24 protein-coding genes and 1 tRNA gene are annotated in these 25,394 nt (G+C 61.2%); 10 read left to right on the top strand and 15 right to left on the bottom strand.

Translation table 11 applies throughout. The features are described from left to right. Positions 1-17 precede the first annotated feature (17 nt). Both KUV46_03060 and KUV46_03055 read left to right on the top strand, forming a co-directional pair. A complete protein-coding gene (locus KUV46_03060; GenBank protein QYJ01382.1) occupies positions 18-590 on the top strand; it encodes a phosphoribosyl-AMP cyclohydrolase in 573 nt (190 codons plus the stop codon). Between the two features lie 92 nt (positions 591-682). Then, the gene (locus KUV46_03055) at positions 683-1,435 is read left to right on the top strand and encodes a hypothetical protein (GenBank protein QYJ01381.1); all 753 of its coding nucleotides are present in this window, start codon (positions 683-685) and stop codon (positions 1,433-1,435) included. A gap of 141 nt (positions 1,436-1,576) precedes the next feature. Here KUV46_03055 and nhaA read toward each other — a convergent pair whose 3' ends face one another. The 9 genes from nhaA to KUV46_03010 form a co-directional block, all read right to left on the bottom strand. Continuing rightward, the gene (nhaA, locus tag KUV46_03050; GenBank protein QYJ01380.1) at positions 1,577-2,803 is read right to left on the bottom strand and encodes a Na+/H+ antiporter NhaA; all 1,227 of its coding nucleotides are present in this window, start codon (positions 2,801-2,803) and stop codon (positions 1,577-1,579) included. Between the two features lie 83 nt (positions 2,804-2,886). Continuing rightward, entirely contained in the window at positions 2,887-3,066 is a 180-nt protein-coding gene (locus tag KUV46_03045) for a hypothetical protein (protein QYJ01379.1), read from the bottom strand. Positions 3,067-3,223: 157 nt separating this feature from the next. Next, positions 3,224-3,598, bottom strand: coding sequence for a hypothetical protein (locus tag KUV46_03040; protein QYJ01378.1), 375 nt, complete (start codon positions 3,596-3,598; stop codon positions 3,224-3,226). Between the two features lie 100 nt (positions 3,599-3,698). Then, on the bottom strand, positions 3,699-4,613 hold the full coding sequence (locus KUV46_03035) for a hydrogen peroxide-inducible genes activator (GenBank protein QYJ01377.1): 915 nt from the start codon (positions 4,611-4,613) through the stop codon (positions 3,699-3,701). A 412-nt stretch (positions 4,614-5,025) separates the two neighbouring features. Further along, positions 5,026-6,447, bottom strand: a complete 1,422-nt coding sequence (locus tag KUV46_03030; protein QYJ01376.1) for an MFS transporter — start codon at positions 6,445-6,447, stop codon at positions 5,026-5,028. 331 nt (positions 6,448-6,778) lie between these two features. Continuing rightward, a complete protein-coding gene (locus tag KUV46_03025) occupies positions 6,779-8,662 on the bottom strand; it encodes a hypothetical protein (GenBank protein ID QYJ01375.1) in 1,884 nt (627 codons plus the stop codon). A 27-nt stretch (positions 8,663-8,689) separates the two neighbouring features. Beyond that, positions 8,690-10,702, bottom strand: coding sequence for an enoyl-CoA hydratase/isomerase family protein (locus tag KUV46_03020; protein QYJ01374.1), 2,013 nt, complete (start codon positions 10,700-10,702; stop codon positions 8,690-8,692). Beyond that, positions 10,702-12,057 (bottom strand): acetyl-CoA C-acetyltransferase, encoded by a 1,356-nt coding sequence (locus KUV46_03015; protein ID QYJ02338.1) that lies wholly within the window; start codon positions 12,055-12,057, stop codon positions 10,702-10,704. Before KUV46_03015 ends, KUV46_03020 begins: the two co-directional genes overlap by 1 nt. Then, positions 12,048-14,261, bottom strand: coding sequence for an acyl-CoA dehydrogenase (locus KUV46_03010; protein ID QYJ01373.1), 2,214 nt, complete (start codon positions 14,259-14,261; stop codon positions 12,048-12,050). The genes KUV46_03015 and KUV46_03010 overlap by 10 nt, the downstream gene beginning before the upstream one ends. Positions 14,262-14,457: 196 nt before the next feature. Here KUV46_03010 and KUV46_03005 point away from each other — a divergent pair, with 196 nt between their 5' ends. Then, positions 14,458-15,777: an outer membrane protein transport protein gene (locus tag KUV46_03005; GenBank protein ID QYJ01372.1), complete on the top strand. Its 1,320-nt coding sequence runs from the start codon at positions 14,458-14,460 to the stop codon at positions 15,775-15,777. A gap of 72 nt (positions 15,778-15,849) precedes the next feature. On the opposite strand, the gene KUV46_03000 is transcribed toward KUV46_03005, so the two are convergent. Then, positions 15,850-15,939, bottom strand: a tRNA-Ser gene (locus KUV46_03000). 164 nt (positions 15,940-16,103) lie between these two features. Here KUV46_03000 and KUV46_02995 point away from each other — a divergent pair. The 6 genes from KUV46_02995 (at position 16,104) to KUV46_02970 (ending at position 21,448) form a co-directional block, all read left to right on the top strand. Further along, on the top strand, positions 16,104-16,805 hold the full coding sequence (locus tag KUV46_02995) for a 50S ribosomal protein L21 (protein ID QYJ01371.1): 702 nt from the start codon (positions 16,104-16,106) through the stop codon (positions 16,803-16,805). 41 nt (positions 16,806-16,846) lie between these two features. Next, positions 16,847-17,116 (top strand): 50S ribosomal protein L27, encoded by a 270-nt coding sequence (rpmA, locus tag KUV46_02990; GenBank protein QYJ01370.1) that lies wholly within the window; start codon positions 16,847-16,849, stop codon positions 17,114-17,116. A 125-nt stretch (positions 17,117-17,241) separates the two neighbouring features. Beyond that, positions 17,242-17,769, top strand: coding sequence for a GNAT family N-acetyltransferase (locus tag KUV46_02985; protein QYJ01369.1), 528 nt, complete (start codon positions 17,242-17,244; stop codon positions 17,767-17,769). A 10-nt stretch (positions 17,770-17,779) separates the two neighbouring features. Further along, positions 17,780-18,823 carry a GTPase ObgE gene (obgE, locus tag KUV46_02980; protein QYJ01368.1) on the top strand — a complete coding sequence of 348 codons (1,044 nt, stop codon included), beginning with the start codon at positions 17,780-17,782 and terminating at the stop codon, positions 18,821-18,823. After that, complete coding sequence (proB, locus tag KUV46_02975; protein ID QYJ01367.1) at positions 18,811-19,938, top strand: glutamate 5-kinase; 1,128 nt, start codon at positions 18,811-18,813, stop codon at positions 19,936-19,938. The genes obgE and proB overlap by 13 nt, the downstream gene beginning before the upstream one ends. 124 nt (positions 19,939-20,062) lie before the next feature. Further along, positions 20,063-21,448 (top strand): SLC13 family permease, encoded by a 1,386-nt coding sequence (locus KUV46_02970; GenBank protein QYJ01366.1) that lies wholly within the window; start codon positions 20,063-20,065, stop codon positions 21,446-21,448. Positions 21,449-21,457: 9 nt separating this feature from the next. Here the strand turns inward: KUV46_02970 and KUV46_02965 are convergent, their stop codons facing one another. From KUV46_02965 to KUV46_02950, 4 genes are all read right to left on the bottom strand, one after another. After that, the gene (locus KUV46_02965; GenBank protein QYJ01365.1) at positions 21,458-21,757 is read right to left on the bottom strand and encodes an HPr family phosphocarrier protein; all 300 of its coding nucleotides are present in this window, start codon (positions 21,755-21,757) and stop codon (positions 21,458-21,460) included. Next, complete coding sequence (locus KUV46_02960) at positions 21,754-22,158, bottom strand: PTS sugar transporter subunit IIA (GenBank protein QYJ01364.1); 405 nt, start codon at positions 22,156-22,158, stop codon at positions 21,754-21,756. Before KUV46_02960 ends, KUV46_02965 begins: the two co-directional genes overlap by 4 nt. Before the next feature lie 84 nt (positions 22,159-22,242). Next, positions 22,243-23,853, bottom strand: a complete 1,611-nt coding sequence (locus tag KUV46_02955; GenBank protein ID QYJ01363.1) for a sensor N-terminal transmembrane domain-containing protein — start codon at positions 23,851-23,853, stop codon at positions 22,243-22,245. A 36-nt stretch (positions 23,854-23,889) separates the two neighbouring features. Beyond that, entirely contained in the window at positions 23,890-24,354 is a 465-nt protein-coding gene (locus KUV46_02950; GenBank protein QYJ01362.1) for a peptidylprolyl isomerase, read from the bottom strand. 143 nt (positions 24,355-24,497) lie between these two features. On the opposite strand from KUV46_02950, the gene KUV46_02945 reads away from it, so the two are divergent. Beyond that, positions 24,498-25,019, top strand: coding sequence for a DUF1993 domain-containing protein (locus KUV46_02945; protein ID QYJ01361.1), 522 nt, complete (start codon positions 24,498-24,500; stop codon positions 25,017-25,019). Here KUV46_02945 and KUV46_02940 read toward each other — a convergent pair. Next, positions 25,016-25,390, bottom strand: coding sequence for a DUF779 domain-containing protein (locus KUV46_02940; protein ID QYJ01360.1), 375 nt, complete (start codon positions 25,388-25,390; stop codon positions 25,016-25,018). The two genes, KUV46_02945 and KUV46_02940, sit on opposite strands and share 4 nt — an antisense overlap. Positions 25,391-25,394: the final 4 nt, after the last annotated feature.

Here is a 25,394-nt window from a genome sequence, read left to right as displayed (position 1 = left end):
CAAGGCGAGTAATGACCATGATCAAATCAATTTCGAAAACCGCACTTATCGCAGCTCCGCTGGCGATCGCTTTCCCTGCCTTCGCGCAGACCCAGGCCGTCAGCTCGAGCGCTTCTACGGCATCTTCCGCGCCAATCACCAAAGCCGACGTTGCCGAAGCGCAGCAGGCTTGGGGCGAAGGCATTGTGACCATCGGCAAGGCTTTCTCTGAAGGCAAAGACTATACCGAAGCAGCTGAAGAGCACATCGAACGCTTCTATGCCTACGGTTCGCACCCGGTTCTCTTCAAGCCGACGCTGGCGGCCGAGGAGCAGTTCCGCGGCGACTTTGACGGCGCGCTCTCCTATTTTGTCGGTGGTTCCATCGATGAGGACAATGGCTTCGCGATCGCGCCATACACCAATGTTCGCTGGGAGAACGAAGCCACCTTCGTCGATTCTGACAGCGCGATGGCTATGGGCAACTACTACTTCACCCGCACCACTGGTGAGGAAGTGAAAGTCGAGTACAGCTTCGGCTATGTCCGCGACAATGAAGGTGAGCTGAAGATTGTCCTTCACCACTCCTCGCTGCCCTATGCCCCACAATAACTAGCACTCCCCATCCCTGAGAACTCGGCGCGCCAGAGTGTTCCCCTCACTCGCACTCTGGCGCGCCTTTTTTGTTGAGGTCGAAAACAATCATGTCGAACATCCGTTTATTGCTGGCGCCGGGCGTCGTCGCCGCGTGCGCATTAGCCCTTTCATCCGAGGCCAATGCCCAGTCCCTGACCGGGAATGTCGGCTCCGCCGGGATCTCTGACGGCGAGCAGTCAGTTGAAACCCGTTTTGGGGTCAATGACGCTGGCGATGCCGCAGCTCGTATCCACTATGATTATGCGGCGACCGGCTGGTACCAGCTGCGCCTGATCAGTTCCTTCTCCCGTCCGGAAGATGAGGATTGGGATTTCAGCGCCTTCACTGTCGAGAACTGGTTTCAATGGAGCGAGGAAGCGCGCTCCGGCGAAGGCTTCAATGGCGGTCTTCGCCTCGCTTATGGCTTTGCCGATGGCGGCGGTCCTGACGAAGCTGAAGTAAGGCTGACCATCACTGACAAGTTTGCCGGCGCCTGGGAATGGCGCGCCAACGCAATTGGCGAAGTTGAAACCGGTTCGGGAAGCCAGGGAGGCGTGGAAATAGAGACACGCGCCCAACTCACACGCGCGATCGATACAGACATGCTTGGTTCATCCGGCGCCCGCTTCGGCGTGGAGATCTTCAGTGAATGGGGCAACAGCCGGGATATTGGTGGCCTCGATGAACAGGCCCACCAGATCGGTCCAGTCCTGAAGCTCGACTGGTCAAATGGCGTCTTCCTGCAGTCGGCTATTCGCGCCGGGCTCACAGAGGCGAGCGACGACGCAATGTTCAAGGTCTTTATCGGCCGGGAATTCTGACGCTTCGCGATGTCTGACAGCGGTTGGACATAAACCTCGAAGACAAGAAAACCGCCCGGGCTCAATGTCCGGGCGGTTCGCTTTTATGGTCCTGTCAGGCAAGATCTTAAGGCCCTGCCAGAACAGTTTGGAGACTCGGGTTCAGGCGAGGGCTTTTGAGCCATCCGTCTGCGTCGCCGGCCTGGGCTCAGCAGGCACACTCATGCGCGCGGCGAGCTTGAGGGCGATAACACCAGCGATCGCCGACAGGATCGAGCCTGCAAGGACCCCGATCCGGACCTGGTCAAGGCTATCTCTCGCGTCGAAGGCCAGCATGCCGATAAACAGGCTCATCGTGAAACCGATACCGGTCAGACATGCGACGCCGTAGATATGCGCCCAGTTGGTGCCTTCTGGCCGGCGCGCGATGCCCGCTTTGACCGCAAGGAAGGTCGCGCCGAACACGCCGATCTGTTTGCCGATGAAGAGGCCTGCGGCAACGCCAAGCGTGATGGGGGCGGCAAGATCCTCGAGCGAAAGCCCGGTGAGCGACACACCCGCATTGGCAAAGGCAAATATCGGCAGGACACCGAATGCGATCCACGGATGCAGGCCATGCTCCAGCTTGTGAAGCGGAGACTGGGCCTCCTTGGTCTTACCGTGGATCGGGATTGCGAGTGCGGTCAGGACGCCTGCAAGGGTCGCGTGGACGCCAGATTTCAGGACGCAGACCCAGATAAAGAGACCAATCAGTGCATATGGCGTGATCGTCTTTACCCCGGCGCGGTTGAGCACGACGAGCGCGGCCAGGCCAATCGCGGCCAGGCCAAGCGCCATGGTTGACAGATCGGACGTATAGAAGAGGGCGATAACCGTAATGGCGCCGAGGTCATCAATGATCGCGATCGCGAGCAGGAAGACTTTCAGCGATGTCGGCACCGACCGGCCGAGGAGCATCAGCACACCAAGCGCGAATGCGATATCGGTCGCAGCCGGGATCGCCCAGCCATTGAGCGTCTCCGGGGTCGACCAGTTTATTAGTACATAAATGATCGCAGGCCCGGCCATGCCGCCAATGGCGGCAATCAGCGGAAGGGCGGCTTTGTCGAAAGAGGAGAGCTCACCCTCGAGGATTTCTCGTTTGATCTCCAGGCCGATCAGGAAAAAGAAGACGGCCATCAGGCCATCATTTATCCAGAGCAGGAGAGGCTTTGCGATCTCAAGCGCGCCGATCTGAACGACGACCGGAGTCGTCAGAAAGCCGCCATAGAGCCCGCTCAGCATGGAGTTGCTGGCGATCAATGCCATCAATGCGGCCAGCATCAGCAAAACGCCGGCCGACGATTCCAGTTTGAGGAAGTTCTGTATCCTCGCGACGATCAGGGACATGAATCTGTTCCTTCTAGCAGAATGAGCAGCCAGGACGCGCAACAAGGCCCTGGCTGCGATTGGAATTGAAGATGGAAGGGTGGTTACCAGTCGAGGTCGTGAAACCTGTTCGCGCCGCGCTTCTTCTCGCGACGTGGCGTCTTGGGGTGGTAGGCTCGCTCGCGCGCTTCCTTGAGGCGCGATCTTCGACCGCGCTCGTGCACGTCGCTTTCACCCATCACCTTGTCGGAGAATTCAGAGAACATCTCCATAAGCCAGTTCATTTAAGTCATCCTCTTTGGTTTGAAGTGGAAATGGCAATCGCTATCGATAAGCTCAAATCGTCGTTATCTTTTGACGGCATAGTTATTTGCTATGGTAGGGTGGCTGATCGTTTCTGATGCCTCACAGCCGAACGGGGCGGCGGTGGTCATCAGGCAATCAGAGGCTATCCCGGCGGACAGGGTGCCAATGGGCAAGTGCGCTGAGGACACCCTTCACGTTCTCGATCAGCCGTGCCCGGTCCTTTATGGGACCAAAATATCGAAACTTGCACAGCCATTTTGCCTGTCCGGTCTCATCCACGACCGGTGTTGGACGCTCAAGTATCTCAACGGGTGCCCAACTGATCAGGGACTCGGCATGGAAGGCGAGGCTCTCACCGGAACGAGACCATTCCGCGAGCATCCAGAACTCATCGCCTGATCTCGGTTCATTCAGGACCGCGTTTTCAGTATCGGCGGATGTATCGTCCAGGACATAGGCGAGCCTAACGGTCCGGACCGGTGGATCTGTCTGTTTTCGGACAACGCTCATACTTGTCTCCTTCTGTTGAGAGACAAGCTAGGAAGCTCAATTCAATCTGAAAAATTGAATAAAACAGATGGCTTGATCATAAAAAGCTATGACTGGGTTTCTAGCGTCGGCCCACAAGAACCGAGACGGCCGCTGTTTTCAGCTCTTCAGCGAGCTTTAGCAGGCGATCGCGCAAAGGTGAGGTCTGGCGCCAGATCAGCGAGATTTCACGTCTCGCGAGAGGGTCATCAATCTTCCTGACGACGAGATCGGGGTCTCTCCTTGCCTCGGTAAGTGCATAAAGGCTGGGCAGAACCGCCACGCCCGCACCCATCTCCGCCATTTGGCGGACCGCGTCGAGACTGGTGCCCTCATATTCACTGCTCACATGCGCGCCTGCCGCTTCGGCGATCGTCTGGATCTTGTGATTGAAGCGGTGACCATATCCCAGGGTCAGTAGCGGTCGCTCTTTCAGATCGGCCAGCTTGATGTCGCCTGAGCTTTGCGCAATCGGATCGTCAGGCGCTGCGCATATCCAGAACTCCTCTTCGAAGAGAGGAACGTGCTCGGCATTGGCATGGTCCTCGATCGTCGAGATCACCGTATCAAAGCGGCCGTCATGGAGGTGCTCCTCGAGATCGATCGTCCGTTCTTCGCGAACGCCCAGACGGAAGTCGGGGTATTTCGCATGGAGATGCCGCGTGACGGCGGGCAGCAGGTATGGGCCAATGGTTGGCAGCACGCCCAGCCTGATGCGACCGTTGAGGGCGTCATGTTCTGATGCGAGCACGGCTTTCAGATCCTCAACGTCGCGCAGGATCAACCTGGCGCGGCGGACCGCTTCCTCGCCGAGAGGGGTGAGGAATGCACCGTGGCGCCCACGTTCGATCAGCACATTGCCGAGATATGCTTCCATATCTGCGATCTGCGCAGACAGGCTCGGCTGGCTTACATTGGTGCGCTTGGCCGCCTCGCCGAATTTCCCGGTGTCAGCAATCGCTACCAGATACTGCAATTGTCGAAGTGTCGGCCGCATTCATAATCTCCGCCTATCGTGTTGAGAGAAACTTTCAGTTGGAACTATGGACTAGCCTGTCGCAAATCAAGGGCGTCCGCCACGGAGCGGATTTACCAACGGAGAAAAATAATGAGAAATCTGCAGTCGCCCCCTCCCGCCTACGTTTCGACGAAGGCCGGTTCGCCGGCACTGCTTGCGCAGAGCCCATCCTTCCTTCGCCGTCTCTGGCGTGAACGACGGGCACGCCGCTACGCCTCATCACGGTTCTGATCTGCCCCCTGAAGATCAAGACCAATTAGCTGGGTCGGGCCTACCCACCCCCCTCCCCGCCTCGAAACCCAGCTACCGCCCGGACCAAATGTCCGGGCGGCTTTTTTTGGGGGGGAGTACGTCTTGGGGGTGCGCGCGCCGCCGGCCAGGCTGGCACTTCCTATTTCATGGCCTGAATGTCGCGCACGAAGGTCCGGCCGGAGATGAGGAAGAAAAGACCCGCGAACAGGAACAGGCCGGTCGCAGTGACACAGGCCCATTTGACCCCGTAGGCCCGGGCGTCCCGGCAGGCGGCAATCAGTTCCTGCGACAGGCTGCTATCGGTCAGGCTGCAGGATGCCGTGATCTGCCCGGCAAGACCGTTCGCATCGATCCAGCCAGACGAAGAGAGGTCTGCAACAATGCCAAGGGCAGGCGGCCCGACGCCATATCCAATCAGGTTCACGATGAACAGGAGAATGGCGACGGAGGTGGCTCTGACCCGCACGCTGACGACGGCCTGAGCAATATTGTACTGCGCGCCGAGGTAAAAATACTGAAGGACGCTGGCAACCATCAGCAAGATAAGCATCAGCGTGCTGCCGGGTACGAGAAATGCCGAAGCATAGAGCGGTGCGCAGATCAAAAAGGCGATGCCAGGAACCCAGGTTGCCGCAGTGGCGGAGCGCCTTGAGGCCTTCTCCGTCAGGAAGCCGCCCAGGAATGCTCCCAACGTACCTGCCAGTCCGACAGGGGCCATGAACATCAGCGCTGTCTGCGCGGGGGTGTAGCCATGTGTGAAGACCACATGCTGCGGTTGAAGACCCGTCAGCGCATAGCCCGAAAATGCCGCAATCGTCGCGCCCGCCGACATGATCCAGAAGGTCCGTTTGGAGACAATCTCTTTCAGCGCGTCGCGGAAGCTTGCGCGCTCAACCTTCACCGTCCCTTCCGGATCGGAATAGCCACGCGGTGGCTCCTTTACGGCGAGAAGGAAGATGATGCCGATCAGGATGCCTGGCGCACCGACAAAGATGAAGGCCTCACGCCAGGTGAAATAATCGAGGATGACGCCGCCGAAGACCTGGGCCAGTACGCCGCCCGCCGTCACACCCATCGCATAGATGCCGAGCGCCGTCGGCCGCGCCCGAGGGGCGTAGTAGTCGCTGATCATGGAGTTTGCCGGGGGCGTACACCCGGCCTCGCCAACGCCAACGAGCATGCGGGCCAACAACAGCGTTACGAAACCCGTGGTGAAGCCGCAAAGCACCGTCGCCAGCGACCAGAGAATGACGCAGATGCCGATGATCAGCTTCCGGCTAACCCGTTCAGAGAGGTTCGCGATCGGAATGCCAAGCAATGTATAGAAGAGAGCAAAGCCGATACCGGACAGGAGCCCGAACTGGAATTGGGAAAGCTCGAACTCATTGATGATGGGGACGCTGACAACGCTGATCAGGATCCGGTCGATGAAGTTGAAAGTGTAGACCACCGTCAGCGACATCAGGACGAATGATCTGTAACCAAAGGAGCCGAAGCTTCTTCCCATGGCGTCAGAGGCTGCGGACTGGAAGCTTTGCGGGCTTTGGGTTGTTTCGCTCATTCTCTTGGCGTTCCAAAAAAGAGGCTGACGTTGGCGGTTCAGGCAGCAGTTTCGAGCGCGCGACGATCAGGAGGATGAGAGCTGACGGCAAAAAGGACCGGCGCAGCCTCATCATCCACGGGTCGCGTGACCGGTTACGGTTACGGCTGCATGACTTTCCGGAACAATATGATTTTCCAACGCAATCCATAGCCCCAACCTATGAAAGCCATTGCTCGATCCCACGAAATTCAGCCGGAGTGATGTCAGTCGGGTCGGTGCTGTCCCAGAACTGGGAGCTTCTGCCGCCAACGCTTCCGAGTCGGCGGCTTAAAATAGCGGCTTCGCGGCGCTAGTTTGCCGTCGTCTCGGACAGAGTACTTTCAACGCCCTTTGTGACGAGCTTTTTCCAGAGCCATTCCTTGGGGGTCTTCGGGTGCACAAGGTCGAGGCGTTCAAACACATCTTTGTAGAGACGCTCATGATTGCGCGGAGTCCCGGACATGATCGCGGAAATTGAAAAGAACAGGGCCGGTAGCCTGTTTGCGGTTTTTGTGCTCAACAGTTCCAGAGCCGGCGCAAGTGTCTGCTCCGTCTCGCTAAGTTCTGTTCCGAACGGGAAGGCGGGCAGCTTGCCTCTGAAAGGCGATAGCGCTTCTTCGATGGCTTCAGGCGTATTGCTGCGCCACGCTTCCGGCACCTTGAAATCAGGCTTCAGCTTCTTTGCCGCGATTGCCTCTCTTACAAGGTCATCGATAAAGCGGGCGTCGGTGATAGCCAGCATACGCTTGACGCACTCCTCATCGGGCTGGCCGCGAAGATCCGCAACGCCGTATTCGGTAATGAGGATATCGCGCAGGTGCCGGGGCACGGTCACATGGCCAAAATTCCAGACAATGTTGGATTCAGCCTTACCCTTGCTCTCGCGCACCGCCTTCAGGAGGATGATGGAGCGCGCGCCTTCGAGCTCATGGGCCTGCGCGACGAAATTGTACTGGCCCCCGACGCCAGAGACGACGCGCCCATCTTCGAGGGCATCGGAGGTCACAGCGCCAAGGCAGGTCGCCTTCATGGCGATGTTGATGAAGCGGGCATCGACCCGCTCGCGCCGACGCACGGCCTCATTGCCATACAGCGCGTTCACGTCATCGACTGAGGTCATGTTGATGAGGTTCAGGATGTCGTCAGGTGCCTCACGCAGGCCGCGATAAAAGGTCTGCGGGCCGAGATAGAAGCCGCCATCAATGGTGATGTCGCGGCCTTCATGAGCCCTACGCCTGAATATCCCTGCACGCAGGATTTCGAACATGCCCTGGGTGAACATCTCCGTGCAGCCATAGAGACCTGTCTCAAACGCATCTGTGCCGCCTTCCTCCGTCGGCCCATGCGGGCCGGGCAGGGCGGCGACAGCCTGACGGAATGCGCCCGTGTTCTTATGACGTAGGCGGACAGACTGGGCCGCCCCATCTCCCAGCGAGCCAATTCCGATCTGAAGCGTGCCGCCATCCTTGACGAGGCGCGCGGCACGAAGGCCGATGGCGTGGCTGGTAAGGTCGACGCGCGGGGCAGGCGGGCCGGCAAGGTCGTAGGGGCCTGCGTCGAGCAGCATGTCGAACTCGTCGGCAGGAACTTCGGCGTCGTTCGGCATGAAAGGCAGCCGCTCATTAAGCTCTCCCACGACGATGAAGTTCTCACGCCCGACAGTGCGACGCATTAGTGGGATGAGGTCGAGGCTGAGGTCCGAATTACAGGCAAGGCTGTAGCGGCCATCGCGCCGGGAGATCATCTGGCCAAGAACGTTGACGCGCTGGGACACGATCCGGCGCATGGCATGGGTATAATTGACTGAATTGTAGTGACGCTGGGCATAGGAATTGCCGAGCAGTGTGCCGGTGGCGAGGAAAAACTCTTCCACCTCGACATTGTCCGGCAGCGCGCCGCGGAGCCGATCACGCGCATAGGTGAGGTCGGGATAGTCGCCAAACAACTTGTCGAGGACTGGCTTGCCGAAACGTGTGGCCAGGCCGGGCGGTGTCGTCGGACGGATGATGGACAGGGCCGTGTAGATTTTCAGGGATATCGACCGGTCAGCCTTCGCAATCTCATAAAGGGCGTTTGTCAGCAGGTTCGCCTTGCCGAGCCCGAGCGGCAGCGCGAGACGGATATCCTTGCCAATTGTATCGATGACCGCTTCAGCAGCCGCTTCCGGGGTCGTGTGGACGGGCAGCGGTCTCACCGTTCCCACCTCGTGATCGCCTTGCATCTATGCCTCGTTCGGCTCAGCCGGCTTTTGGGCAACCGGCGTCTTGGCTTCTGAGACTACATCTTTCTTCTGGCGAAGGGCAGTGCACGGACCGCCGCGGAAGGGCGCAAAGCCGGACCCGAAGACGGCGCCGAGATCGAGATGGTCTTCAGATGCGACGATGCCTTCGTCGAGCACCCGGCGAACCTCCTCATAGAGCGGGGCAAGCAGGCGCTCCTGCAGGTCTTCAAGGTCCGAAGCCGAAGCCTCGATCTCTTCCTTCTGGGGCTTGCCATCCTCCCAGGTGTAGAAGCCCTTGCCAGTCTTCCTGCCGAGATCGCCCGCGTCGACTTTCTTCATCAGGCGTTCTGGCGGCTCGGCAATGTGATCAAGGTCGCGTGCGAGTACGCGGCCCACTTCAAGGCAGATATCGAGACCGACCGTGTCGGCGACCTCAACCGGGCCCTGCTGCATGCCGAAGCGCTCTGCGGCCGCATCGACCTCTTCGGCCTTGTGGCCCTCATCGATGAGTTTCACCGCCTCGAGAAGGTAAGGCGTCAGGATCCGGTTCACGAGAAAGCCCGGCGCGCTTTTCACCGGCAGTGGCAGCTTGTCGATGGCCTCGACGAAAGCGAGCGCGCGGTCCCGGGTTTCATTGCTCGTCTGCTCGTCGGAGACAATCTCGACCAGAGGCATCTTCGTGACCGGGTTGAAATAGTGCAGGCCGATAAAGCGGCCGGGGTCATCAAGGCCGCCCATCAGCGTTTCCAGCCGGATGCTGGACGTGTTGGTCGCAATGATCGCGTTCGGTTTCAGTTTGCCCTTCAGACCGTCATAGATCTTCTGCTTGATTTCAGCCTTTTCCGGGCCCGCCTCGATAATGAGGTCGGCGGAGCGCACGCCGTCTCCCTTCGGATCGCCGACGAGACGGTCTTCCGGATCGCGGATGTCATCGGAATGGTCGGGCTTGCCCTCCATCCAGTCATGCGCGCGGCCAATCGCTTTCGCGATAACCTTGTTGTCAATGTCCTGAAGGGTGACGGTGAACCCGTTCATGGCCGTCCACATCGCAATGTCGGCGCCCATCGTGCCTGCGCCGATGACGTGCACGTGAGAGATGCCGTGGCCGTCCGGCCGGCGAGCTTCGCGTTTCAGGGCCTCACGGCGCAGGAACAGGCCGATAAGGTTCTGCGCGGTCTGGGTCTGGCTGAGCTCGACAAAGGATTTCGCTTCGGCCTCGAAGGCATCCTCGGTGTCGATCTCCTCCTCGAAGAGGTCGATCAGCGCGAAGGGCGCGGGGTAATGCTCCTTGCGGAAGCGCTTCTCGGTTTCCTTGCGCGCGCGGCTCGCGATGAAGCGCTTGCCGGGCCCGGAGATTTCCAGCGTGTGCTTGAGGCCATCGAGAAGGCCGCGCTTCGATTTTGTCTTGCCGGCTTTCGCGGCGGCCTCGGCGGCCGCATCGAGGTGGCGGTCCGGCACGGCGTCGCGCACCAGGCCGATGGATTTTGCCTTGCGCGCATCGATGGTCTTGCCGGTCAGCATCAGCTGGAGGGCGGTGGCGGGTTCAACGATGCGCGGGAAGCGCTCGGTTCCGCCAAGGCCGGGATGGAGGCCAAGCTGAACTTCCGGGAAGCCAAAGCGGGCGGATTGGTCAGCGATACGGTGGTCGCAGGCGAGAGCGACTTCGAGCCCGCCGCCAAGGCAGACGCCCTGGATGACGGCGACGGTCGGACAGGGCAAGGCCTCAAGGCGGGCGAGGGCCTTATGTCCCTTGTCGACCAGATCCCGCAGCGCGTCGGGACTGGCGCCTGACAGCTCCTCGATGTCGGCGCCCGCCATGAAGCCGGAGGGCTTGCCGGACCGGATGAAGAGCGCCTCGGGCGGGGATTTCTCAAGCTCGGTAAGATAGGCCTCGAAGCCGTCGAGCACTGACCGGCCAAGCGTATTCTGGGCCTGGCCGGGCACATCGAGCGTGAGCGTGGCCTTGCCGTCTGCGTGCTGGCGAAGGTGCCATGTCTTGTCAGGCTGGGTCATCAGGCGGCCTCCCCTTGCTGAGTTTCTGTGCCGGGGGCTGGCGGGGGTGTCGGTCTAGGCTGAGCCGGCGCGATGGCAGACCGCAGCAGCATGCCGCCGCCCTGGCCGCCGCCGATACATTCAGTGGCGATGCCGGTCTGTCCGCCGCGCCGCTTCATGGCGTTGAGGGCATGCAGGACGATGCGCGCGCCGCTGGTGCCCACGGGGTGGCCCATGCTGATCGCGCCGCCATCGACATTGAGCTTGTCGCGGTCGATGGTGCCGAGCGCGCCATCGAGGCCGAGTTCCTCGCGGCAGAACTCGTCGCTCTCCCAGGCCTTGAGGCAAGCGAGGACCTGATGGGCGAAGGCTTCGTTCAGCTCCCAGAGGTCGATATCGGAGAGGCCAAGCTGGTTGCGCTTCAGGATTGGCGTGACGGAATGAACGGGCCCAAGACCCATGCGGGCAGGTGAGAGGGCAGCCCAGTCGCTGTCGCAGATCTCGCCGAGCGGTTCGAGGCCGTGTTTATCGACGAAGCGCTCTGAGGCGACGATCATCCAGCAGGCGCCATCTGTCACCTGGGAGGAGTTGCCGGCGGTGACGTGACCATAGGGTTTCTCGAAGACGGGTTTGAGCGTGGAGAGCTTTTCGGTGCTGGAATCGGGGCGCACGCCGTCATCCTGTTCGTAGAGGGTGCCGTCGGGGGCGAAGACGGGGTCAATCTCATCCTTGAGCCAACCTTCGCTCTGGGCACGAGCGAGGCGCTTGTGGCTCTCGACAGCGTAGGCGTCAGCCTCGCTGCGCTTGATGTCCCATTCATGGCGCAGGATCTCCGCAGTCTGGCCCATGCCGAGGTCCACGACCGTATCCGTCAGGCCTTTCTCGACGCCGATGACCGGCTCCAGCATGGAAAAGCGGAACTTGCTGACTGCTTCGAGGCGGCCGAGCATGGATTTGGACGTGTTCATGTCGGCGAACCAGTCAACGGCGTCCTCATTGAGGAGGAGGGGGGCGTGGCTGAGGCTTTCGGTGCCGCCGACGAGGAGGCAGTCATAGTCGCCTGCCCGGATATAACGGAAGGCGGTGTCGACTGATTGCATGCCGGAGCCGCAATTGCGCTGGACGGTCCAGCCCGGCATGCCCTCGCCAAGCCCCATGCGCAGCGCCGCAACCCGCGCCGGATTGGTCGCTTCTGCGCCGGGTGAACCACAGCCAAGGATAACTTCCTGGATCTCACCGGCGATTTCAGGGTGGCGGTACATCAAGACGCGGCCCGCCTGTACGGCAAGATCGACCGCGGTGAATGGGCCGGGCTTGCCGCGGGCCTTCAGGAAGGGGGTCCGGTTTCCGTCGACGACATAGACCTTCATGCTGATTTCGCCCTTACAGGTTCTGGCTTCACTGGGATGACGCTTTCGGTGTCGAAGCGGGAGGGGTCGAAGCTGTCGACCTCTATGACTTCGCGCACGGCGCGGTGAAGATCGCCAAGCCTCGCAGCTTCCTCGGCCGTGATTACCCCGGCGTCGCGGGCCTCGTCCGGCGACGTCATGTCCTTATCCTTCATCTTCTTGCGAAGCGGCGCGCATTCAACGGTAAGCGCAAAAGCGCGTTCCAGCGCGGCGAGAGGGTCAGCGCCGGTTCCGGAATAAACACCTTCGCTCAGCCGTTTGCGGGTCGCGCTCGGTGTCTGAAGGATTTCGGACACGGCCTTGTTCATGCGGTCCGTCGGCCCGCGGCGGCGCTTGCCGCCGGTCTGGGTCAACATCTTGATCGTCCAGCCCCAGAAGCCGCTCGGGAAATTGTCGCCAACCTCTGCAAGCTTGGCATGCATCCGGGCGACACCATCAGCGAAGATCCAGTCGAGGATCGGCTTGTCGGCTTCGGGCTGGCCGTCGGCTTCGAAACGTTTGAGCGCGCCCGACAGAAGGAAAAGTTCCGCCAACACATCGCCGAGGCGGGCGGAGATGCTTTCCTTAAATTTCAGCTTGCCGCCAAGAATGCCGAGCGAGACTTCAGAAGCGACGGCGAGGTTCGCGCTGTAACGGGCAAGTTCGCGGTAATAGGGTTTGAGGGTCGTGTCCTTCGGCGTGCTGGCAAACTTGCCGCCGGTGAGGCCGTGGAACCAGCTGCGCCAGATATTCGCAACGTCATGGCCGACATGGCGCCAGAGGAGATCATCAAACTTGCGCAGCGCTTCCTTGCGGTCATCAAGGGCAACGGCCTGCATTTCTTCGAGGATGTAGGGGTGACAGCGGATCGAGCCCTGGCCGAAAATGATCAGGCTGCGCGTCAGGATGTTTGCGCCTTCTACTGTGATGCCGATGGGGATCGCGCGGTAGGGCGTCTCCAGATAGTTCTTCGGGCCGACGCAGATCGACTTGCCGCCATGCACGTCCATGGCGTGGTTGATGCTTTCGCGCATCCGCTCGGTCGCGTGATATTTCATGATACCGGAGGCGACGCCCGGATGGTGGCCATTGTCGAGGCCGATGGTAATGAACCGGCGGGCCGCTTCGAGCTGGTAGGCGGCTGCGCCAATCGGAGCGAGCTTTTCATGCACGCCTTCGAACTGGCCGATATTGATACCGAACTGTTCGCGCACTCGGGCATAGGCACCGGTCGACTGGGCCGAGACCTGGGCGGCTGCGGTGGCAAGGGAAGGAAGCGAGATGCCGCGTCCGGCGGCAAGCGCGCCCATCAGCATCTTCCAGCCCTGGCCGGTCTGCTCCTGCCCGCCGAGGATCTGTTTCAGGGGCACGAAAACATCGCGGCCCCAGCTTGGACCATTCTGGAAGGCAAGACCGGACGGAATGTGGCGGTCGCCAGTATCGACGCCGGGAAGGTCGGTGTGAACGAGGGCAACCGTGATGCCGAGGTCTTTCTTACCGCCGAGAAGGCCATCCGGATCCTGCAGCTTGAAGGCAAGGCCAATGACGGTCGCGACAGGCCCAAGCGTGGTGTAGCGCTTTTCCCAGTTGAGGCGGATGCCGAGCGTTTTCTCGCCCTCCCATTCGCCCTCGCAGATGACGCCAGTCGCGGTCATGGCGGAGGCGTCGGAGCCTGCCTCGACCCCTGTCAGGGCAAAGCACGGGATTTCCTCACCGCGGGCAAGCCGAGGCAGGTAATAGTCTTTCTGCTCATCTGTACCGTAGAGCATCAGAAGTTCACCCGGGCCGAGCGAGTTAGGCACCATGACAGTGACCGCCGCCGAGACGTTGCGGGTTGCAATGCGCTTGACGACTTCCGAATGAGCCGAGGCCGAAAAGCCGAGGCCTTCATACTCTTTCGGAATGATCATCCCGAAAAACTTGTTCTGTTTGAGATAGTCCCAAGCCTTCTCGGGCAGGTCCATACGCTCATGCTCTATCTCGAAGTCGTCGAGCATGGCGCAGAATTCGTTGACCGGGCCGTCGAGAAAGGCCTGCTCGTCCTCGGTAAACCCTTTCGACGTGAAGCTCGCAAACCGGTCCCAGTCGGGCTTGCCGGAGAAGAGGTCGGCTTCCCACCAGGTGTCACCGGCTTCCAGCGCCTGGGCCTCTGTATCTGACAGGCCCGGCAATACTGACTTGTACCAACCCATCAAAGGTTTGCTGAGAAGGGTGCGCCTTAAACTCTTCAGAGGGTTGGACATGGTCCGGCTCGCTTCCTGTCTGGCTTCGTTGCAGGAAAAGCGCATTGGCTGGCGGTGAGGTTCCTTCGCACTGCATCGTGCGGGAACACGCCAGACGAGTGTTCGTTACGCGCTGACACATCTCAGAAAGAGAAGGCGCCCTTCCATGTACCGTTCCGCACTCGCAGTTTCCCTCCTCGCCGCCACAGCCCTTGTTCCAGCTAACGCCGACAGTTTTGCGGTGAACGAGTATTCGGCTTCTGACCTTGGGCGCGCCAATACAGGCCGAGTGACGCAGACTGAGGATCCAGCGGCCGCGTTCGGCAACCCCGCGCTGATGACGCGGTTCGACCGGGCGACGGCGTCGATTGTGGCAAGCGGGATCCTCGGCAATGCGGAATATGACGACAAGGGTTCGACCGACGCGCTGGGCAATCCGCTCGGCGGGAATGCGGATGGGTTCCTAAGCAGCGAAGCCCTGCCAGCTGGACATCTGGTCTATCCGCTGAATGACCGGGTGGCGCTCGGCTTGTCCGTGACCGTGCCGTTCGGACTCTCAACCGATTATGACCCCGACTGGCCCGGACGCTATCAGGCACTGACCTCCGAGCTCCAGACCATCAATATCAACCCGAGCATCGCCTATGATGTCACCGATACATTATCGGCAGGTCTCGGCGTGAACGCGCAATATATCGACGCGCGGCTGACGAGCGCGATCGACTTTGGCGCGGTCTGCTTCAATCAGGCCGGTCCGGCCACCTGCGCGCCAGCGGGCGTCGTGCCGCAGATGGCAGATGGCAATATCGCCATTGAGGGCGATGACTGGAGCTATGGCTGGAATGCAGGGCTGGCCTGGGAGCCGCATCCGGACTGGCTTATTGGCCTGCATTACCGGTCCGGCATCGATCATGATATCGAGGGCGACGCCGACTTCACGGTTCCTGCCAATGCCGGCTTCCTCACAGCGACGGGCGCGTTTTCCGATACCGGGGGTGCAGCCGCCCTCGATCTTCCGGCGTCCACGGAACTGGGTGTGCGCTGGCAGGCCACGGCGCGCGCGACGCTTTATGCCAATGCGCAATGGACCGAATGGTCGAGCATCGAGGAATTACGGGTACAGTTCGACAATCCGGTTCAGCCGGACTCGGTCGAGGAACTCAATTACGAAGATGCCGGCCGCTACGGCTTCGGCGGCGATTACCAGCTGTCCGACGCCTGGACCCTGCGTGCGGGGTACGCCTTCGATGAGAGCCCGGCACCTGTGCAGTTCCGCACAGCTCGCATCCCGGACAATGACCGCCACATCTTCGCACTCGGCACAAGCTGGGAGCCGACCGCCGACTGGACGTTCGACGCTGCTTATAACCGCGTGAAGATCGAGGATGCTGATTTTGACCGAACAGGCGACTTCGGTGACCGGGTCGTCGGCACATTCAGCGGCCATGCCGACGTCATCTCAGTAAGCGCAACCAGGCGCTTCTAGCGCACAGGGCGAATAGGGCCGCAACTCGCGAGCTCTAGCCCGCTATGGGCCCGGGCTTCACACTGGGGGAAGTGGCGGAGAGAGAGGGATTCGAACCCTCGGAGCCCTTGCGAGCTCACTAGTTTTCGAGACTAGCCTATTCAACCACTCTAGCACCTCTCCGTAGGGGCGGGGAGATAGCGTCACATGAGAGTGCATGCAAGCCCCCGGATTCATGCAGGACGGGGTTTGACATCACCGGGCTGATAGTGTTTATCCGCGCCTTCATGTCCGGCGCCATGCGCGTGCGGACACTCAACTAATTCACCTTCCGGAAGGATGAGGCCATGTTCGCGGTCATCAAGACTGGTGGCAAACAATACAAGGTTGCCGAAGGCGACCAGATTGTTGTCGAGAAACTCGCAGCCGATGCAGGCGCTGACGTTACATTCGATGTCCTGATGCTGGGCGACGGCAACTCCGTCACGCTTGGCGCGCCTGTCGTTGATGGCGCAAGCGTCGTCGGTGAAATTGCCGCCCAGCGTAAGGGCGACAAGAAGCTGATCATGAAGAAGCGTCAGCGTAACACCTACCGCCGCAAGAAAGGCCATCGCCAGCTTGAGAGCGTTGTCACGATCACCTCGATCCTGACCGACGGCAAGAAAGCTCCGGCGAAGAAGGCTGCTGCGCCTAAGAAGGAAGAGGCTCCAAAGGCCGAAGCCAAGACCGAGGCACCTGCTGCCAAGAAGGAAGCGGCTCCCAAGAAGGAAGCTGCACCAAAGGCAGAGGCCAAGGCTGACAAGCCGCAGACGGACGAGCGCGGCCGCCTCGCAAAGGCAGAAGGCAAAGCCGACGATCTGAAAAAGATCTCTGGCGTTGGCCCGGCCATGGAGAAGAAGCTGAACGCAGCTGGCATTTTCCACTTCTGGCAGGTCGCTGACCTCAACAAGACGCAAGCCCAGGAGCTTGACGATGAAGCCGGTCTCGGCGGTCGCATCGAGCGCGACGAGTGGGTCAAGCAAGCCAAACAACTGGCAAAAGACGCCTGAAGCCTGATATAGGCTTCACTTAAGGATCAAGGAGCGCCCTCATGGCACATAAGAAATCAGGCGGCTCGTCACGTAACGGTCGCGATTCGAACCCGAAATACCTTGGCGTGAAGAAGTTTGGCGGCCAGCACGTGGTCCCAGGCAACATCATCATCCGCCAGCGCGGCACCAAGACCTATGCAGGCAAGGGCGTCGGCATGGGCAAGGATCACACGCTCTTCGCGCTCGAAGAAGGCCGCGTTGAGTTCAAGCGCACCCGTGGTGACCGTCAGTATGTGTCGGTCGTCCCGATGGCTGACGCTGCAGAATAAGCGATCGGCTGCAGGCGGCCGGGGTGCTGCCTGACAATCGAACCGCACAAGATGTGAAGGGGAGACAGGTGGCTGTCTCCCCTTTTTCTTATGCCGCTGGCCGTGAAGGGCCTGGAGAGAGACGGATGGTTCAGGAGTTGAAGACGCCAAGGCTGCGCCTTCGCCGCCCCATGGTGAGCGATGCGCCGCTTATCACCGCCTGCGTCAACGATCCGCGAATCTATGAGAAGGTCGCCAGGATTGCGCCGGGCCAGACGGTAAAAGTCACGACTGGCTGGCTGGAATCGGTCGCGCGCGGAGAGGCGAGTGACCTCGACCATGTCTTTGCGATTGAGGTGGATGGGGCTTTTGCCGGCGTTGTTGGCGCGCATCGCACGCGCAATGGCGACCCGTTCGAGATCGGCTACTGGCTCAGCCCCGGCTTCTGGGGGCAGGGCATCGTGACCGAAGCCGCTGAGGCCCTGATAGACTGGCTGGAAGAAACCGGCCGGGGCGAGCGCTTCACGTCAGGCTATTTCGCCGACAACCCGGCTTCGGGCCGGGTGCTGGAGAAGCTCGGCTTCCGTAAAACCCACAACTCCCCTGTCTTCTGCCTTGGGCGCGGGCAGGATGTTGATCATGTCTTCATGGTGCGCGAGCCAAAGACGCGCTAAGGACCACACAATGAAATTTCTCGACCAGACCAAGATCTATGTGAAAGCCGGCGATGGCGGACGGGGCAGCTCCTCGTTCCGGCGCGAAGCCTATGTCGAGTTCGGCGGCCCCGATGGCGGCGATGGCGGACGCGGCGGGCATGTCTATGCCGAAGCCGTCGAAGGGCTGAACACGCTGATCGACTTTCGCTACCAGCAGCACCACAAGGCTGAACGCGGCGGCCACGGCATGGGTAAACAGCGCCATGGACGCAGCGGCGAGGACAAGACGGTCAAGCTGCCAGTCGGCACGCAGATCTTCGAGGAAGACCAGGAAACGCTGATCGCGGATCTTACCGAAGTCGGCCAGCGCGTGCTTCTGGCGCGCGGCGGCAATGGCGGCTGGGGCAACCTCCACTTCAAGACGTCGACGAACCGCGCCCCGCGCCGCGCCAATCCCGGCGAAGAGGGCGAAGAGCGCACAGTCTGGCTGCGCCTGAAGCTGATCGCGGATGCGGGTCTTCTTGGTCTGCCGAATGCGGGCAAGTCCACCTTCATGCGCGCGGCAACAGCGGCAAAGCCGAAAGTCGCCGACTATCCCTTCACCACGCTCCACCCCGGACTTGGTGTGGTCGATCTCGGGCCCGGCACGCGTTTCGTGCTGGCGGATATTCCCGGGCTTATCGAAGGTGCGGCAGAAGGCGCTGGCCTTGGCCACCGTTTCCTCGGTCATGTGGAACGCTGCAAGGTTCTACTTCACCTGATCGACTGTACGCAGGACGATCCGGGCGGCGCGTGGCGCACCATCCGCAAGGAACTTGAGGACTATCAGCCAGAGATGGCGAACAAGCCTGAAATCGTCGCGCTGACCAAGATCGACGCCCTCACCGAAGAGCTGGTCGATGCGCAGGCTGCAGAACTGGAAGCCGCCTGTGGGCACAAGCCGATGCGCCTCTCCTCGGTTGCCCGGACGAATGTGCGTGAGGCGCTGATGGCGCTCGCCCGTCATCTTGGCGATCTTCACATTGCAGAGATCGAGGCCTCCGGTGAGGAAGAAGAGGAATGGCGCCCCTGATGGGGTCTCCGCTCGATAGGGCTCGCCGGATTGTCATCAAGACCGGCTCTGCGCTGATCGCCGCAAAGGGCGCGCCGCGCCGCGACTGGATTGGCGGGCTTGCCGCTGACATCGCCGCCCTGCGCGCGGCTGGCAAGGAAGTTGTCTGGGTCTCGTCCGGCGCTGTTGCGCTTGGTCGCCCGCATCTCGGCAAGGGCAGCCAGAAGAAACTCGAAGAGAAACAGGCTGCCGCCGCACTCGGCCAGCCGCTGCTCATGTCGGCCATTGCCGACGCGCTCGCCCCGCATGGCATCAAGGCGGCGCAAGCGCTGCTGACACTCGAAGATACTGAGCGCCGCCGCCGTTGGCTGAATGCGCGCGCAACGCTGGATACGCTTCTGGCCGCTGGCGCGGTGCCGATCATCAATGAGAATGACACCGTCGCGACCGAGGAAATCCGGTATGGCGACAATGACAGGCTCGCCGCCCGCGTCGCCCAGATGCTGAGCGCGGACGTGCTGGTGCTCCTCTCTGACATTGACGGGCTCTACACCGCTGACCCGCGCAAGGACCCGGAAGCCACCCACATTGCCGAAGTGCTGGAGCTGACAGAGGCGCATGACGCCATGGCTGGAAGTGCGAACGCCGATTCAGGCGTCGGCTCGGGCGGCATGGCGACCAAGATCGCTGCGGCGAAAATCGCCTTTGGTGCTGGCTGCGCAACCGCCATCACGCTCGGCGACCGGCCACACCCGATTGAAGCCCTCGGGTCAGGTGAGCGCGCGACATGGATCACGCCTTCGGTCTCGCCAGATACCGCCCGCAAGGCCTGGCTCAAGGGGCACCTGACGCCGGAAGGCGCGGTTCTGGTTGATACGGGTGCGATGGGCGCGCTTCTGAAGGGCTCCAGCCTTCTTGCTGTCGGGGTCACCGGTGTCGAAGGCCGGTTTGAGAAGGGGGCTGCCGTCGCCATCAAGGGGCCAGACGGGGACATTATTGCGAAGGGTGTCACGGCCTATGACGCCGCCGATGTGCAGCGTCTCGCCGGGGCCCATAGCGACGACATCGAAGCGCGGCTCGGCTATCGCGGCCGGCCAGCCATCATCCACCGCGATGATCTTGTCCTGGGCAGCTGACCACCGCAAAGCTTGACGAAGCGGGCGCTCCCTGACCAGTGTCGACGCGAAACGTCTTTGAGGGAGGACGCCCATTTCACCGAAGATCATCGGATTCTGGCTAGGCCCGCTCCTGGCTGTCGGTATGGCACTGGCCGGACCGCCCGAAGGGCTCGACTGGGCTGCGTGGGGCACGGGCTGCCTGCTGGCCTGGATGGCTGTCTGGTGGATGACAGAGCCGATCCCGATTCCGGCGACATCGCTCCTGCCGCTTGTGGTGCTCCCGCTGGTGGGGGCGGGCAATCCGACCGTCGTTGGCGGAGACTACTTCAATCATATCGTTGTGCTCCTGCTTGGCGGTTTCATCGTCGCCATGGGCATCGAGCGCTGGGACCTTCACAAGCGGATCGCGCTTAATGTCGTAGTCCGTGTCGGCACTGAACCGCGCGCGCTGATCTTCGGCTTCATGGCCGCCACGGCGCTCCTGTCCATGTGGATCTCGAATACGGCGACGACGATCATGATGGTGCCGATTGCGCTTTCTGCCGCAGCGGCCCTGCCTGGCGACACGAAGATGTTCAAGACGGCCCTGCTACTCGGGGTCTGCTATGCAGCCTCGATTGGCGGTGTCGGCACACCTATTGGTACGCCGACAAACCTCATCGCGATGGACTGGCTTCAGAACAATGCGGATGCGCAAATCGGCTTTCCACAATGGATGGCTTTTGGTGTTCCTGCGGCCTGTTTGCTGGTCCCGGCTGCCTGGTGGTCAGTGACGCGTGGCCTCGCCGCCCGTCGCAGCACTGAAGACGTGGCTGATGAGATCAAAGGCCAGCTGAGCGCGCTCGGGGCCATCACCAAGCCCGAGGCCCGGGCCGCAACGGTGTTCGCGATCGTCGCAACCCTCTGGGTTCTCCAGCTGCCGCTGCTGGCCTTGGCCGAACGTGCCGGTCTTGATCTCCTCGTGTCCTACAAGGGCGCCCGTATGGACATGATCACCGCCATCTTCGGCGCCGTGCTGATGTTCATCGTGCCGGCAGGCAGCGGGCAGAAACGCGCGCTTCTCAACTGGGAAGAGGCCGAGAAACTGCCTTGGGGCGTGCTGATCCTGTTTGGCGGCGGTATCGCGCTTGGTAAGGCGATTTCGCGCACGGGCCTGTCTGAGTGGATCGGCAATCAGCTGACCGTCCTGTCTGTGCTGCCATCGTTCGTCTTCATCATCGCGGTCGTGGCGCTGGTCATCTTCCTGACGGAGCTCACTTCCAACGTCGCGACCATGACAACGCTCGCGCCCATCTTGGGCTCGCTCGCGCTTGCCATCGGCGCTGCGCCTGAAAGCCTGCTTGCACCAGCAGCTGTGGCGGCGTCCTGCGCCTTCATGCTGCCCGTGGCGACCGCGCCTAACGCGATCATTTATGCGACGGGTGAGGTGTCGGTGGCGCAGATGATGAAACGCGGCCTGCGGGTCAACCTGATCGGCGTGGTGGTGATCAGCGCGATTGGCTATTGGCTCGCGCCGATCTTCCTCTAGGCGCTACGCCTAGTCGTCATCGTCATTCTCGCCGAAGCCATCTTCGATCATCGCGCAGACAGCATCGACAGATGGGCCCGCATCCGGCCCGCTCGCGCGGACCTCAACTTCGCTGCCCTGATGGGCGGCGAGCATCAACAAGTCCATGATGGAGTGGGCGTTCGCGGTCTCTCCGTTGCGCACAACGAAGACCTGCGCAGGCAGGGTCATGGCAAGCCGCGCCAGCTTGGCCGACGCGCGCGCATGCAGTCCCTTGCGGTTCACGATCTGAACGCGGCGCTCGACCAGGCTTTCCCCGTCAGCGCTCATGCGGTCTTGTCCATGACTTCAGAGGCGATGCGGATATAGGACTGCCCCGCATCGCGGGCGGCCTTGACCGCATCGGCCAGCTTGGCCTCGCCGCGCACTTCGACCAGCTTGATCAGCATGGGCAGGTTCACGCCTGCGATCACGTCGATCCTGGCATCTGGCATGACGGAAATGGCGAGGTTGGAGGGCGTGCCGCCAAACATGTCGGTGACGATAATGACGCCCTTGCCAGTGTTGCAGGCGGCGACCGTCTCGCGGATCTGCTCACGGCGGGCGTCGATATCGTCTTCGGCCTCAATGGAGATCGAGCGGAAATACTCCTGCTCCCCCACGACATGCTCAGTCGCCCTGACAAGCTCCCTTGCCAGCTTCCCATGGCTGACGACAACAATTCCGATCATCAGATAGTCTAGTCCGTATTCCCTCTCATTAAGGATGCTGACAGGGTTTGGGAGAAGGTCAAGCTTTAGCTATGTCGAGCGGCTTCAGCTTGCTGGCAATTCGACCACAAAACGCGCGCCGCCGGTCTCCCGGTTCTCGGCCCACACCTTGCCAAGGTGTGTCGCCGCGATCTGCTGCACGATGGAGAGGCCGAGGCCAGAGTTCCGCCCGAAGGCAGAGCCTGCGGGCCGGTCGGTATAGAAGCGGTCGAAAATCTTCTCCAGCTTGTCGTCCGGAATGCCGGGGCCGGTATCTTCCACGACGATCCGCGCGGTCGTCTGAGGGCCGATCCGGTCCTGTTCAACGCGTACAGTGACAGTGCCATCGACCGGGGAGAAAGAGAGCGCATTGTCGATCAGGTTGCGGATCACCTGTCCAAGCGGCCCTTCACGCCCACGCACGCGCAGTCCCGCGCCCATTGTGGCGTCATCAAAGCTCACCGTCGGGCCAGCCTCATCGAGTTTGAGGTGCTCATAAGTCGAGACAATGTCCTGCACGAAGCGGGCGATATTCATCGTCTCTGTCGGCACGCGGGTGATCTCTGCCTCAAGGCGAGAAGCGTTGGAGATATCGGTGATCAGCCGGTCGAGACGGCCGACATCATGCGCGATCACCTTGTGAAGCTTGGCCATCGCTTCGGGATTGTCCTTCACCCGCTCAGCGGTTTCGACGGCAGAGCGGATGGAGGTCAGCGGGTTCTTGATCTCATGGGCGACATCAGCGGCGAATTGCTCGTTCGCGCTGATCCGCTCGAACAGCGCATCGGTCATCGACTCCATCGAATTGGCGAGCGCACCGATCTCATCGCGGCGCTTCGTAATGCGCGGCAGGTCCAGCCTCTGCGTGGAGCCAGAGCGCACATCATCGGCAGCGGCCGAGAGCCTCCGCAGTGGCCGCGCGATACCGATGGTGAGAAGGGTAGACGTGATCAGCGCGACAAGTACCGCCACGCCAATAAAAGGGATAAGCGCGGCGCGCTCTGCCCGGATGATCTCATCAATGTCATTGGATTCCACCGTCAGCACACCGACCACGGCTGACACGTGCTGGACGGGGACCGAGACGGAAATGATGCGCTGGCCGCGGTCATTGAAGCGCTGGCTGGCCGCTTCCGCGCCAGAGGCTGCGACGGCAAACTCATCCTCAAAGGTCTGCGTGCGGACCGCATCGCCGCCGCGGTCGGGCACGATGGCGCCAAAGGTCGACACCGCCCATTCAGACAGGGAACGCCCCCAGCGCGACAGGCGGCTCGGCTCCTGCAGCGGTGGCAGCGACGAGACCACCACACGGTCAGACAGGAAATAGCTGTCGCCGATCAGCCCGCCTTCAGGCCCATAGACCTTGCCGCGTATTGAAACAGGCAGTGACAGGTCCGCCATGGTCGCTCGCGCGAGGTCTTCGTCCAGAACCGGCTGGGGCTGGCCGAATGTCGCGCCTTCTGCGAGCAGGTTCGAGAAGACCTGCGCCTGGCCGACAAGGTCCTGCTTCTTGGCGACCACAAAGCTTGCGCGCATCTCGTTGAGCACCATGGCGCCCAGAATGAGAATGGCGAGACCGGCAAGGTTCGATGCAAAGATGAGCCGCGCAATGCGCGAGGAAAGCGGGTTTGCGCCTTTCAGGTCAGGCAGCCGCCATTTTCGCTTGGGCTCGTCCATCTGTTCCCTGCCGGGCCTCGATAGTTAAATGGCTGATCAGGCGTCAGCTTCGACTTTCAGCGACTTGATGGAGTCCGGCTCGCGAACTGGCTCGCCGCGCTTCAGCTGGTCGATGTTTTCCATGCCTTCGACAACCTTGCCCCAGACCGTGTACTGCTTGTCGAGGAAGCGGGCATCGTCGAACACGATGAAGAATTGCGAATTGGCCGAGTGTGGCTGGTTCGTGCGGGCCATGGAGCAGATGCCGCGCACATGCGGCTCGTCATTGAACTCTGCCTTCAGGTCCGGCTTGTCAGAGCCGCCGGTGCCGGTGCCGTTCGGGCAGCCAGCCTGCGCCATGAAGCCGTCGATCACGCGGTGGAAGACGATGCCGTCATAGAAACCTTCGCGGGCGAGTTCCTTGATGCGGGCAACGTGATTGGGGGCAAGGTCAGGGCGAAGCTCGATCTTCACCGGGCCCTTGGTCGTCTCCATCAGGAGCGTGTTTTCTGCGTCTGCCATGATGTGTCTCCGTGTTTCATCTGGTTGCAGCTGGCATAAGCCTGACAGGCCTGCCGGGCAAACCCCCTTCGCACTCTCTTGCTACGGCCTACATTGATCTGTAGCCATCTCGCAGAGCTGCAATCACGCAAGGAGCCCTGCCAATGAGCCTCTCACTTTACGAAGCTGTCGTCGTCCCCATGCAACAGATACTCGGCTCGGTGCAGGGTGTACTGGAAAAAGGCGCCCAGCACTACGAAGCCCGCGGCCTGAGCCCCGACGAGCTGCTGGGTGAGACTATCCATTCGGACATGGCGCCGCTGCCTTTCCAGCTCCATTCGGTCATGCACCATTCGCTCGGCGCGCTCGAAGGTGTGCGTCGCGGGGAATTCGGCCCGCCAAAGAACCTTGAGGCGCTCGACTTTGCAGGGTTTCAGGCAAAGCTCGCAGAGACCGCGCAGACCCTGTCAGCTATGAAAGCCGAGCAGGTCAATGAATGGGCCGGCAAGGATGTCGTCTTCAAGCTTGGAGAGATGTCGATGCCGTTCACGGCTGAAGGCTTTCTCTTCTCCTTCTCCAAGCCGAACCTCTATTTCCACGCCACGACCGCCTATGACATCCTTCGAATGAAGGCAGTTCCCATCGGCAAGCGCGACTTCCTCGGTCAGCTGCAGCTGAAAGGCTAGTCGCCAAGGGCGGCGAGCTCGTCTTCGGTAAAGACACGCGAGCGGGTGAGAAATCGCCGCTCGCGGCCATTATCCAGAGAGAACATGCCGCCGCGCCCGGGCACGACGTCGAGGATGAGCTGGGTGTGCTTCCAGGCTTCGAACTGGCTGCCCGAAATATAGACTGGCACACCGGCGACCTCACCCAGCTTCACATCCCGCTCGCCGAGCTTGAAGTCGCCCACCGGGTAGCACATCGGGCTGGACCCGTCGCAGCATCCGCCTGACTGGTGAAACAGGATGTCGGGGTAATCGGCCCGTATCTCTTCGATCAGTGAAGCGGCGGCCTCTGTGGCCAGCACGCGCGGCGGCGTCTCATTTCGTCCTGGCATATTG

It is taken from the genome of Thalassovita mediterranea, from assembly GCA_019448215.1.
Lineage (GTDB): Bacteria > Pseudomonadota > Alphaproteobacteria > Caulobacterales > Hyphomonadaceae > Henriciella.
This window is presented reverse-complemented; position numbering and strand designations above follow the sequence as displayed.

Bases quoted from the DNA above. Each gene is read 5' to 3' on its own strand.
- KUV46_03060 (QYJ01382.1), top strand. From the start codon at position 18: ATGATCAAATCAATTTCGAAAACCGCACTTATCGCAGCTCCGCTGGCG.
- KUV46_03055 (QYJ01381.1), top strand. From the start codon at position 683: ATGTCGAACATCCGTTTATTGCTGGCGCCGGGCGTCGTCGCCGCGTGC.
- nhaA (QYJ01380.1), bottom strand. From the start codon at position 2,803: ATGTCCCTGATCGTCGCGAGGATACAGAACTTCCTCAAACTGGAATCG.
- KUV46_03045 (QYJ01379.1), bottom strand. From the start codon at position 3,066: ATGAACTGGCTTATGGAGATGTTCTCTGAATTCTCCGACAAGGTGATG.
- KUV46_03040 (QYJ01378.1), bottom strand. From the start codon at position 3,598: ATGAGCGTTGTCCGAAAACAGACAGATCCACCGGTCCGGACCGTTAGG.
- KUV46_03035 (QYJ01377.1), bottom strand. From the start codon at position 4,613: ATGCGGCCGACACTTCGACAATTGCAGTATCTGGTAGCGATTGCTGAC.
- KUV46_03030 (QYJ01376.1), bottom strand. From the start codon at position 6,447: ATGAGCGAAACAACCCAAAGCCCGCAAAGCTTCCAGTCCGCAGCCTCT.
- KUV46_03020 (QYJ01374.1), bottom strand. From the start codon at position 10,702: ATGACCCAGCCTGACAAGACATGGCACCTTCGCCAGCACGCAGACGGC.
- KUV46_03010 (QYJ01373.1), bottom strand. From the start codon at position 14,261: ATGGGTTGGTACAAGTCAGTATTGCCGGGCCTGTCAGATACAGAGGCC.
- KUV46_03005 (QYJ01372.1), top strand. From the start codon at position 14,458: ATGTACCGTTCCGCACTCGCAGTTTCCCTCCTCGCCGCCACAGCCCTT.
- KUV46_02995 (QYJ01371.1), top strand. From the start codon at position 16,104: ATGTTCGCGGTCATCAAGACTGGTGGCAAACAATACAAGGTTGCCGAA.
- rpmA (QYJ01370.1), top strand. From the start codon at position 16,847: ATGGCACATAAGAAATCAGGCGGCTCGTCACGTAACGGTCGCGATTCG.
- KUV46_02985 (QYJ01369.1), top strand. From the start codon at position 17,242: ATGGTTCAGGAGTTGAAGACGCCAAGGCTGCGCCTTCGCCGCCCCATG.
- obgE (QYJ01368.1), top strand. From the start codon at position 17,780: ATGAAATTTCTCGACCAGACCAAGATCTATGTGAAAGCCGGCGATGGC.
- proB (QYJ01367.1), top strand. From the start codon at position 18,811: ATGGCGCCCCTGATGGGGTCTCCGCTCGATAGGGCTCGCCGGATTGTC.
- KUV46_02970 (QYJ01366.1), top strand. From the start codon at position 20,063: ATGGCACTGGCCGGACCGCCCGAAGGGCTCGACTGGGCTGCGTGGGGC.
- KUV46_02965 (QYJ01365.1), bottom strand. From the start codon at position 21,757: ATGAGCGCTGACGGGGAAAGCCTGGTCGAGCGCCGCGTTCAGATCGTG.
- KUV46_02960 (QYJ01364.1), bottom strand. From the start codon at position 22,158: ATGATCGGAATTGTTGTCGTCAGCCATGGGAAGCTGGCAAGGGAGCTT.
- KUV46_02955 (QYJ01363.1), bottom strand. From the start codon at position 23,853: ATGGACGAGCCCAAGCGAAAATGGCGGCTGCCTGACCTGAAAGGCGCA.
- KUV46_02950 (QYJ01362.1), bottom strand. From the start codon at position 24,354: ATGGCAGACGCAGAAAACACGCTCCTGATGGAGACGACCAAGGGCCCG.
- KUV46_02945 (QYJ01361.1), top strand. From the start codon at position 24,498: ATGAGCCTCTCACTTTACGAAGCTGTCGTCGTCCCCATGCAACAGATA.
- KUV46_02940 (QYJ01360.1), bottom strand. From the start codon at position 25,390: ATGCCAGGACGAAATGAGACGCCGCCGCGCGTGCTGGCCACAGAGGCC.